The sequence below is a fragment of the Aquiflexum sp. genome, from assembly GCF_977115555.1.
This window is the reverse complement of the sequence record NZ_CDSBKL010000010.1, coordinates 16,955-27,446: the sequence shown is the minus strand read 5'-3', so window position 1 is coordinate 27,446 and position 10,492 is coordinate 16,955. Positions and strand designations below refer to the sequence as shown.

Here is a 10,492-nt window from a genome sequence, read left to right as displayed (position 1 = left end):
GAGATCAGTGATACCAAAATAAAAAAAAGCAAGGTTAGTTGATCAGCTTCCAACATTTCATAGAACAATATTAAAATAAAGGATATCCCTGCCAAGCTCATCAAGGTGAATGGCAATAGTTTTTTAATAAAATTTTTGATTTTGTGGATTTCCAAGTAATCCTTCAAAGCTTCAAATTCTTCAGCCATACTCGGTAAAGAATGCCAAAATCCAAAGTAAATAATGAAACCAAGGAGAAGAGGCAAATGATAAAGAAAGAATCCCAATAGAGTTATTTCTACCAATAACCAAATAGACTTTAGTCCAAAATTCATCAAAATCAGAAATATGGAAAGGAAAAAAGTAAAAGATATAATGCCATTTCCATATAATTTAAGTTGAGTCACATCAAGGATATTGGACAATATGGAGGAGGTATAATTAAAATCTCCCCATAAGATAGTGCCGAGGAAAAATGAACCTAAGGAAATGAAAGTCAGTACTTTAAATTTTTTTAAAGGTTGTTTTATAAAATGACTTTGTCCAAAATGATAAGCAGACATAAAGACAAAAGAGACTAAAGCCAAAATAGGTGTTAAAAACCAGATACCTAGATAAACAATTATGATAGTGAGATATTTCAAGATAAACTTGCTAAGATTGGTCCTGTTAATATTTGGACTGAGCAGTAAGTGGTCAATAGCGCCATGGGGAATTCCTATGGAAACCAATATAGCTCCAAAACATATCCATTGGTACAATTCATTTCCCTCAAAAAACAGAATGTAGCTCATCCCCAAAACAACCCCCAACATTTTGCCTGCTCCTTCAATGCCTTTCATAATTCAATAGGGATTTGATGAAAATTGAAAACTTAAGCCTAGAAAGAAGCTTTATTTCTTCCCAAATACTTGTTTCTTCTTGAAGAAACTTTAGAATTAAATTGGCTTGGTTTTTAGAAAACATCTGCCTAAAAATCCCAGGTAATGCGGCAGGCCACTTGACAGCGATATTTAGGATGATATTGTCATAAAAACCGAATCTTTTTTTTCTGATCCATTTTCTCGAATTGACTTTGCCTGACTTTACCAATTCTTCGATAATTGATTGGCAATGTTTTTGGATATCATAAAAAGTATAACCTGTGGAAGGTTTGGAGCAACCCGCCAAAGTACCTAAGTGAATAATATTTGAATGAATATGAAGTGGGTTTTCTGTGGTTGTCATCGGAATACTGCCTGATTCTTTGAAAGTGATGTCATAGGTTGTCACGCCAAGTTCATTTTTCAGATAATCAGCAAGCCTTTCTTCCATCATGGATATTTCGATTCCGTTTTTGGTGTATAGGGTATATTCAATCAAGGCCTCATTTTTATTGTAAGGAAGAATATAAAAGAAATCCGTTTTGCTCTCCTGTCCGGAGACAAAGTGCATCAGAGAAACCGCACTGGGATTAAAACACTCTTTTTCAGTAGAAACTTTCCAGCCAACAAATGACTGCTTCAGAACCTTAGAATTATTTGTTGAGGATGAAATAGGAATACTGTTAAACAAAAATTTGGACCTGAATATTCCTGATTTGGAGGTAATAACTCTAACAGGCCCTTCCTTGGAACTTTCGATTTCCTTTACACTGTCTTTTAGAAAAGAGACATTGGGAAACATTTTTATCTTTTCCCTAACTTCTTTGTAAAAGTCTGAAGACTTGATATGGAAATATTTCAGGTTTTGAAGATTGACAAGTACTGCTTCTTTGGCCTCGGTAATATTCATAGAGTCCCAAAAAATCAAAGGGGTATTTTTCGGATGGATTTCAAGTGGTTTTTCTGCCCAATAGCACCAGGTTCTATCATTTTCGATTTTAGATGAGTTATCAATTAGTAGGATTTTCTTATCCCTTAGTGGACTATCTAAAAGGTAATAAATCAGACTTAAACCGGCACATCCTAGCCCAGTAATAATGTAATCGTAGGTTACCATGGGACTTTTGGGTTAATAAAAAAAAGGCTCCTCCATGATTGGAGAAGCCTTTTAATAAAATTTATGCATGCTGTGCTTTCTTGTTTTTGTTAGTCTCAGATATGGCAACTGAATAGATTACCAAACCAAAACCGATTTTGTTGATGGCATCAGCCAAGTTATAAAACAAGTCTATACTGCTAACTTCGAAAGCTCCTGACAAAAGGTTACCAGGTAACACCATATATCCAAGTGGATAGATTGACCAACCCAGTGTTATGAAAATCTTCAATAAAAACATTGCTCTTCCCAAAGCCGGGCTGTCTGATTCTTTAGCAAGTTTTGCAACATCTCCTGCAAACACTTCATAAACAATGTAAAGGTAACCTACGGTGGAAATGATACCCCACATAACGTTATTTTCAATTCCTGAAGTCTCACCTATATATCCGGTTATCAACATCAACAATGAAGCAAGGATAAGTTTTGTAAGTGTACTTGTTTTGGCACCAAATGGCTTGGTCAACAAATAAAACTCTACGCACATCAATGGTACAGTCAATGTCCAATCTACATACCTAAATGCAGTTGGGCTTTGGCCTGTCTGTAGATAAAAATCTCTCATGTAGTAATAGTGTACTGCTGCAATACCGGTAATGAGTCCGGAAACCAAAAGAGAGGTTTTCCACTTATCGCTTACAGAACTTCTTTCGACGAAGAAGAAAACTGCTGAAGCGAACATTGCCATATAACCTATAAAGAAGGTTATTGCTACTGGATCACTGTTGATGATCTTGTCAAGACCGATCAAATCTGCTGTTAAGAGGGTGTTCATAGATTAATGATTTTAGTTAAATTGGATTTTTGAAATATTGTTTGGTGAAATATTGTCTTGATAATCAAAACAGAATAAGATTTGTTTAATTTATATATAGAAAAATTAAACAAATGTAAATAAGATGTTGAAAAACAGATATGAACAGTTTTTAATTGTTAGAATTGAAAATTTGCATTATTCCGCAATTTTTAAATTATACCATAAAATATTTTGTAATTATTGTAATTTGTAAAATCGTATAGGAATGATTCAGAAAGGCTGTTTTTAAGCTGAAATTTGGGTAGGCGCTCTCGATTTTTTTGTGTATAATTACGGGTTAATTAAAGAATGAAAAAATCTCTTTTTTTTAATAAAAAAAGGCATTTTAACCAAGTTATGAGCGAACAAAAAGAAGGAAATCATCAGGATTATTCAGCAGATAATATCCAGGTTTTAGAAGGTTTAGAAGCAGTTAGAAAAAGACCTGCCATGTACATCGGTGACATCGGAGTCAAAGGACTCCATCACCTGATTTGGGAAGTAGTAGATAATTCCATTGACGAGGCGCTTGCCGGTCATTGTGATACCATCCATGTAGCAATCAATGAGGACAACTCTGTCACTGTAGAAGATAACGGAAGAGGAATTCCCACTGACATGCACCTCAAAGAGAAGAAATCAGCACTTGAGGTCGTCATGACAGTACTTCATGCCGGCGGCAAGTTTGATAAAGACACCTATAAAGTGTCAGGCGGACTTCACGGCGTGGGTGTTTCCTGTGTTAATGCCTTATCAACAGATCTTAAAGCCACAGTTCATAGAAATGGGAAGGTTTTTGAGCAAGAATACAAAATCGGTATTCCTCAATATCCTGTAAGGGAAATCGGTCTCACAGATAAAAGAGGGACGATCATTCACTTCAAGCCTGACGCTTCTATCTTCACCCATACTGAGTTCAAGTATGAAACAATTGCTACGAGATTGAGAGAAATGTCCTTTCTAAATGCAGGAATAAGATTGTTTCTAAAAGATTTCAGGGAGTTGGAGGATGACGGTAGCCCAAGAACAGATGAATTCTTTTCTGAAGGTGGATTGGTCGAATTTGTCCAATACCTTGATGAGACAAAAGAAAAAATTATAGAATATCCAATTTATATAGAATCAGAAAAGGGAAATGTTCCTGTTCAGGTAGCGATGAGTTACAACTCCTCATATTCTGAAAATGTAGTTTCTTACGTAAATACTATCAACACTTATGAAGGCGGAACGCACGTTTCCGGTTTCAGAATGGCATTGACAAGAACACTTAAAAGCTACGCTGATAAATCCGGAATGCTTGAAAAGTTAAAACTTGAAGTTTCAGGAGATGACTTTAGAGAGGGCTTGACAGCTGTGATTTCAGTAAAAGTCCAGGAACCACAGTTTGAAGGACAAACCAAAACCAAGCTTGGAAACTCTGATGTACAAGGTGCAGTTAACAGTGCTGTTTCGGAAGTTTTACAATCCTGGTTGGAAGAGCACCCAAAAGAAGCAAAGATCATTGTAGGCAAAGTAGTGCTTGCAGCGCAGGCAAGACATGCCGCACGAAAAGCTCGTGAAATGGTTCAGCGTAAAAATGTTCTTGGAGGAGGAGGTCTACCCGGAAAACTGGCTGACTGTGCCAATTCTGACCCAACTGTTTGCGAACTTTACTTGGTCGAAGGCGATTCTGCCGGCGGATCTGCCAAGCAGGGCCGAGATAGGGATTTTCAGGCTATTCTACCTCTGAAAGGAAAAATCCTGAACGTGGAGAAAGCCCATGAGCATAAGATATATGACAACGAAGAAATCAAAAATATCCTGACTGCTCTTGGAGTCAGATTTGGAACTGTCAATGATGATAAAGAACTGGATATGTCTTCCTTGAGATATCACAAAATTGTAATCATGACGGATGCTGATATTGATGGATCCCATATCAGGACCTTGATATTGACATTGTTTTTCAGGTACATGCGTCAATTGATAGAAAATGGCTATGTGTATATCGCCCAGCCTCCTCTTTATTTATTAAAGAAAGGGAAAGATGAACGATACTGTTGGAACGAGGACGAAAGGAAAAGACTAACCCGCGAAATGGCTGGTGAAGGCAAAGAAGACAGCGTCAATATCCAACGCTACAAAGGTCTAGGAGAAATGAACCCTGAGCAACTATGGAGCACCACCATGGATCCAAATACAAGGACTTTGAAGCAGGTGACTATTGAATCAGCCGCAGAGGCAGATCATTTATTCTCTATGTTGATGGGGGATGAAGTTGCGCCAAGAAGGGATTTTATTGAAAAGAATGCCAAATACGCAAAAATTGATTCCTGATATCAAAAAAATCAATCAAGAAAGGGCTTTTGGCCCTTTTTTTTGTTTATTAAAGATTTATTAACCTTTTCGGGAAAAATGAATTCCACAGATTATTAGATTTGTAGCATACACCAAATAGCCATGAAAGTATCTTCTAAAGATAAATTTGAAAGCATCATTGAGAGCAGTGATCTAGTCAGTAGAGACCTCAGTTGGATGAAATTCAATGACAGAGTTCTTGACCAATCAAAGAAAGTAAATAGATCTATTTTTGAGAAATTGAAGTTTTTGGCCATAACAGCCTCTAATTTGGATGAGTTTTTTATGATCCGGATAGGGTCCCTATACAATTACCTGGATTATGACAAAGAGCGTGTCGATTACTCAGGACTAAGAGAAGAGCCTTTCAAAATGAAACTGATGCTGGAATGTCAGGGATTTCATAAACGGCAGCAAGAACATTTCCTTACCGATCTTCTTCCCAAAATGTCTGAAGATGGATTTATTCTCAGTAATGTAAGGAACCTTGAGCCCGAGGAACAAGAATATATCAAATCTTATTTTAATAAAGCGGTATATCCTATGCTTACACCGATGGTCTTTGATGGCTATCGGACTTTCCCGATTTTGATGAATAAGCTTTTGATTTTTGGGGTTGTCACTTTGGCCCCCGGAGACAAAAAGGAAAACAGAAAACTCTCATTTGTCCAGATTCCAGCCAATATCCCCAGATTTTTTGAGATCGAAAGGGAAGATATGGTGGTCTATATTCCCATCGAGGAAGTTATCAGAGAAAACATTGTCTCGTTGTTTCGAAATGTGAATATAGAGTCGATCAATCTATTCAGGATAACCAGAAACGGGGATTTTACTTTGGAAGAAAGTGAGGACATGGATGCAAACTTCCTTGAAGAAGTCAAGAGAAAACTGAATGAGCGGAAGACAGGAAGGGTAGTTAGGATCGAAATTGAAGAAGGTTATAGCCGATGGATGGTTAGTTTGCTCAAAGACCGTTGGAATATTGGAGATGACAGTATATTCAAGGTGGAGCGAGCCAGTATGTTGGACTTCACCGGGCTATGGCAGGTTATTGGCAATAGGCGATTTAAGGATAAGCTGCCACAGATTCCTGCACCGGTTCCACCTTTGTCTTATCCGGAAGAAGGGTCTGAGGATATTTTCCAAGTTTTAAAAGAAAGAGATATCCTCCTTCATCATCCCTACAATAACATTGACCCAATCCTTGAATTGATTGAAAAAGCTGTGGATGATCCTACAGTTATGGCCATCAAAATGACCATTTACAGGCTGGCAAAAGAAAGTAGGATTACCAAGGCCTTGCTCAGGGCTGCAGAAAATGGCAAGCACGTTTCAGTGCTTTTTGAAGTTAAGGCAAGGTTTGATGAGGAAAATAATATCCGCGAAGCCAAAAAACTTCAAAAGGCAGGTTGTTTTGTGATTTATGGAATCAGCAATCTGAAGACGCATACCAAACTCCTTTTGATCGTCAAAAAAGATGAAGATCGCGTGATGCGCTTTGTGCACCTTGGATCTGGCAATTACAATGAAGACACGGCAAGACTCTATACAGACATCGGATTATTGACTACCAATGAGACTTTGGCAAATGACGTTTCCGAGTTTTTTAATGTCATCACAGGCCACTCTATGCCTTCGACTTATCAAAATCTGATCACTGCTCCAAGGGATATGAGGAATCAACTCGTCGAATTCATAGAGCAGGAAGCATATAACGCAAGGGCAGGACTTCCTTCAGGAATATTTATCAAAGTCAATTCCTTGGAAGATTCCGAGATCATTTATGCTTTGTATAGGGCTTCCCAGTCAGGTGTTCCTATCAAATTGATCATTAGAGGAATTTGCTGCCTCCGTCCGCGGAGATTGGGGCTAAGCGAAAATATTGAAGTTCTGTCCTTAGTGGGAGACTTTTTGGAGCATTCCAGAATCTATCATTTCCATAATAACGGTCAAACAAGAACTTATGCCGGAAGTGCTGATATGATGGTGAGGAGTTTTGACAAAAGACTGGAGTCATTGTTCAGGATTCAGGATCCATTTCTTGAAAAGCAATTGATGAATATCATTTCTTTTAACCTGAGAGACAATGTCAACGCTTACATCATGCAGGAAGATGGAAATTACCTGCCAAAGGTTCCTCACGTGGGAGAGGAAGAGTTTAACGTACATAAGGAATTCTTTAATCTTAATGCTGATAATATCAAAAAAGTCAAATTGATCGGTTAGTAATTTGGTTCTAATTCCAAAAAACAAAAGGCTGTAGTTTAAATCACAGCCTTTTTGTTTTTGTTTTTTCTGTACAATACCTGCATCATGCCGTCCTTCAATCCCACATCTGGAACAATCATTTTTTTGGATGATGCTGCCGACATGGCAGAAAGGTAGATTTTGGAAGCTGGAATAATCACATCAGCCCTGTCAGGATTGAGATTGAGTCTGTTGATTCTGTCTTCGTAAGAAATGGATTCCAAGTAAGCCTGTACCTCTGTGATTTTTTCTATTTCCAAGACCCTTACACCTTTCCCCGGATTGGAAAGCTCTAAAATTTTACTGATGTTTCCCCCTGTTCCGATTCCTATGATATTATCTTGATTAGTCAAATGGTCGGTGATGAATTTGTTCATACTTTTCCAAACAGAAACTGGAATGATTTCATCCAAAGCGCGTACCGAACCTATTTTGAAAGACTTGGTAGCAATCTTCTCTTTATTGATGTAGATGTTCAATTCAGTATTTCCACCGCCTACATTATTATGGAGATATGATTTTTCGTCAATATATCCCCCGAGAGCCAAATTGATCAATTCAGCTTCGTGATTTCCATCGATGATATTGATTTTCATACCAATATCTGTTTGGACTTCTTCACAGATTTCCCTTCCGTTTACAGATTCTCTCATGGCAGAAGTAGCGCAGACCATATAGTCATCGACTTCATACAAGTCAATGAGAAGCTTGAAGGCTTTCATTAATTTGATAAATTTCATCCGGTTTTTTTCAGAAATTTTTTGGGAATGAAAGACATCCAAACCAAGCCGTAATGGAAACCGAAGGTATTCTAATTTTTTGAAATTGGTTTTGCCTTCGAAGTAAGTGACGTTTGTGACTTGTAGCCTGATGGCATTAGAACCAATATCAACTGCAGCTAATTTCAAAATACGGTAATTTTGAATCTGAATCTTGACTAACTGACAATTCTAAATAGCCTAAAAAACCCTCATTAATTTATCAATAAACCATTCATTTGGATCCAAATACATATGGGTAAATCCCGTTCCTGAACTGGAATTAAAATTTTCGGGGTTTGAGTTGAAACTGTAAGGAAATTAACAAACTTCTTTACATCCTCTGATAATGGTGTTTTTTGAGTCTTTTTTTTACTTTGAAAAAACTGTAAATTCCCAAAATCAGTGTACTTACACTTAGTCCGAATGCCAGCCAACCAAGGTCCCGAACGTGATCCAAAGCTTTCACTTCCATTAGGGCAGTACCGCTTACCAAAAAATACAATGAAGTTCTGATAAAGGAGAGCAGGGTTCTGTCATTGGCGAGGTATGTCCTTTGTCTTGCCAAATAGTCCCTGACAATTAAATCTTGGTCTGATAAATTCTCTTTTTCCATTTTTGCTTTTATAAATACTAGTACAAAGAAAATCTATTTTCCACTCTTTTATTCGTGATATTTCACACAAATCCAGTATTTTTTGATTTTTCCCAGATTGTTTATCTGTTTTATTACTTTTGGGTTTTGATTAAAATTGACAGGAAAGGGAATAAATTGCTGATGAAAATTGATTTAGATGAAGAATACGAATAGGCCCCATTTTGATGATATTTATATGGAATTGGCAGTCAACCTTGCCAAAAGGTCCCACTGTATCAAAAAGCATGTTGGGGCAGTATTGACCAAAGAAACAAGGATTATCTCTATTGGGTATAACGGGCCACCCGCAGGGACACACAACTGTGACGAAGAATTTCCCGATACAGGATGTGCCAGAGACAGCAAAGGAAGCTGCACGCTAGCGTTGCATGCAGAGCAAAATGCAATACTTTATGCTGTGAAAAACAGCACTTCCGTCGAAGGATCGACTCTTTATGTGACTTTGGCCCCATGTCTTGCCTGCGCAAGGATTATCTTTTCTATGGGAATTGTCAAAGTGGTGTACATGTATTCTTATGCAGAATACAAGGGTTTGCCTTTTGATGAAGGGCTTGAATTTTTGAAAAAATTCGGTGTTGAGGTTTTTAAATATGAAAAGGAAGTAATTTTTGAAGATCCTTTGATCTAAAGGAAATTCACTTCGGGATGGAGTAAAACATCAAATTTAGCAAGCACAGATTCTTGGATTTTTTTGCTCAGGTCTTTGATGTCGGTTCCCTCTCCACCTCCATAATTGACCAAGACTAGAGGCTGATATTGGTGTACCCCGATTTTGCCAAATCTTTTCCCCTTCCATCCAGCCTGTTCAATAAGCCATGCAGCAGGAATTTTGATACCCTCCTCATTAGGGAAGCCTGGAATACCGGGGTAATGTGATTTTATTTTTTCAAATGTGAAGACCGGAACTGTAGGATTTTTGAAAAAACTCCCTGCATTTCCAATGATAGCAGGATCAGGCAATTTGCTTTTTCTGATTTCGATAACAGCTTCGCTGATGTCTTTGATAGTAGGGGATTGGATTCCCTTTTCTACCAATGTTTGCTTGATTGCTCCGTATTCAGCATTGATTTTGGGGTGTTTTGATAACCTGAAAACAACGTGTGTGATGATATATTGATCCTTCAGGTCAGTCTTGAAAACACTCTCCCTATATCCAAACTTACATTCCTCCGAGGAAAACCTTCTGATTTCAAGGGTATTTCTGTCTATGGCTTCCAAATGATCAAAAACCTCTTTGATTTCCACTCCGTAAGCACCGATATTTTGCATCGGAGAAGCGCCTACTGTTCCCGGGATCAAGGAAAGATTTTCCACTCCTGCCCAATTGTTTTGGATGCAATACATGACAAAGTCGTGCCAGTTTTCACCGGCACCAACTTTAACCAAGACCCCCTCTTCATTTTCCCCGACCAAATCAAAACCTTTGATTTCCATTTTTATTACCAAGGCCCCGAGGTCTTTGGTCAAAAGGACATTGCTTCCCCCTCCCAAAATGAAAAGAGGAAGCTTCATTTCTTCTGATTTTAAGATGAGTTGCTTTACTTCATCAGTGGATTTGGCAACAGCAAAAAATCTAGCATTTTTATCAATTCCAAAAGTATTGAAAGGTAATAGAGAAATGTTTTCTTGTATATTCATGGCATTGATCCGATGCTGCGAATTAAACAAGAATTTGGTCAAATAGAAAGAATAAGGAGC

At 37.8% G+C, this 10,492-nt stretch carries 9 protein-coding genes; 3 read left to right on the top strand and 6 right to left on the bottom strand.

Annotated elements, in window-relative coordinates; translation table 11 throughout:
- The 3 genes from ACZFYI_RS01475 to ACZFYI_RS01465 form a co-directional block, all read right to left on the bottom strand.
- The coding region (locus tag ACZFYI_RS01475; protein ID WP_462522348.1) for a Brp/Blh family beta-carotene 15,15'-dioxygenase at positions 1–821 on the bottom strand (821 nt) is incomplete at its 3' end.
- Positions 808–1,959: a lycopene cyclase family protein gene (locus tag ACZFYI_RS01470; protein ID WP_462522347.1), complete on the bottom strand. Its 1,152-nt coding sequence runs from the start codon at positions 1,957–1,959 to the stop codon at positions 808–810. The genes ACZFYI_RS01475 and ACZFYI_RS01470, both read right to left, overlap by 14 nt.
- A 61-nt stretch (positions 1,960–2,020) precedes the next feature.
- Entirely contained in the window at positions 2,021–2,773 is a 753-nt protein-coding gene (locus ACZFYI_RS01465; RefSeq protein WP_462522346.1) for a bacteriorhodopsin-like, read from the bottom strand.
- 378 nt (positions 2,774–3,151) lie between these two features.
- Between ACZFYI_RS01465 and gyrB the strand changes: the two genes are divergently transcribed.
- Together gyrB and ppk1 are read left to right on the top strand one after the other, a co-directional pair.
- Positions 3,152–5,110, top strand: coding sequence for a DNA topoisomerase (ATP-hydrolyzing) subunit B (gyrB, locus tag ACZFYI_RS01460; RefSeq protein WP_462522345.1), 1,959 nt, complete (start codon positions 3,152–3,154; stop codon positions 5,108–5,110).
- A 123-nt stretch (positions 5,111–5,233) separates the two neighbouring features.
- On the top strand, positions 5,234–7,357 hold the full coding sequence (ppk1, locus tag ACZFYI_RS01455; protein WP_462522344.1) for a polyphosphate kinase 1: 2,124 nt from the start codon (positions 5,234–5,236) through the stop codon (positions 7,355–7,357).
- Between the two features lie 38 nt (positions 7,358–7,395).
- Here ppk1 and ACZFYI_RS01450 read toward each other — a convergent pair whose 3' ends face one another.
- Positions 7,396–8,286: a Ppx/GppA phosphatase family protein gene (locus ACZFYI_RS01450; RefSeq protein WP_462522343.1), complete on the bottom strand. Its 891-nt coding sequence runs from the start codon at positions 8,284–8,286 to the stop codon at positions 7,396–7,398.
- A 184-nt stretch (positions 8,287–8,470) separates the two neighbouring features.
- Positions 8,471–8,752: a DUF202 domain-containing protein gene (locus tag ACZFYI_RS01445; RefSeq protein ID WP_462522342.1), complete on the bottom strand. Its 282-nt coding sequence runs from the start codon at positions 8,750–8,752 to the stop codon at positions 8,471–8,473.
- 178 nt (positions 8,753–8,930) lie between these two features.
- Here ACZFYI_RS01445 and ACZFYI_RS01440 point away from each other — a divergent pair, with 178 nt between their 5' ends.
- Positions 8,931–9,422, top strand: a complete 492-nt coding sequence (locus ACZFYI_RS01440; RefSeq protein ID WP_462522341.1) for a deoxycytidylate deaminase — start codon at positions 8,931–8,933, stop codon at positions 9,420–9,422.
- Here ACZFYI_RS01440 and murB read toward each other — a convergent pair.
- Positions 9,419–10,432 (bottom strand): UDP-N-acetylmuramate dehydrogenase, encoded by a 1,014-nt coding sequence (gene murB, locus ACZFYI_RS01435; protein ID WP_462522340.1) that lies wholly within the window; start codon positions 10,430–10,432, stop codon positions 9,419–9,421. The genes ACZFYI_RS01440 and murB overlap by 4 nt on opposite strands.
- Positions 10,433–10,492 lie beyond the last annotated feature (60 nt).

Bases quoted from the DNA above. Each gene is read 5' to 3' on its own strand.
- ACZFYI_RS01470 (WP_462522347.1), bottom strand. From the start codon at position 1,959: ATGGTAACCTACGATTACATTATTACTGGGCTAGGATGTGCCGGTTTA.
- ACZFYI_RS01445 (WP_462522342.1), bottom strand. From the start codon at position 8,752: ATGGAAAAAGAGAATTTATCAGACCAAGATTTAATTGTCAGGGACTAT.
- gyrB (WP_462522345.1), top strand. From the start codon at position 3,152: ATGAGCGAACAAAAAGAAGGAAATCATCAGGATTATTCAGCAGATAAT.
- ppk1 (WP_462522344.1), top strand. From the start codon at position 5,234: ATGAAAGTATCTTCTAAAGATAAATTTGAAAGCATCATTGAGAGCAGT.
- murB (WP_462522340.1), bottom strand. From the start codon at position 10,432: ATGAATATACAAGAAAACATTTCTCTATTACCTTTCAATACTTTTGGA.
- ACZFYI_RS01440 (WP_462522341.1), top strand. From the start codon at position 8,931: ATGAAGAATACGAATAGGCCCCATTTTGATGATATTTATATGGAATTG.
- ACZFYI_RS01465 (WP_462522346.1), bottom strand. From the start codon at position 2,773: ATGAACACCCTCTTAACAGCAGATTTGATCGGTCTTGACAAGATCATC.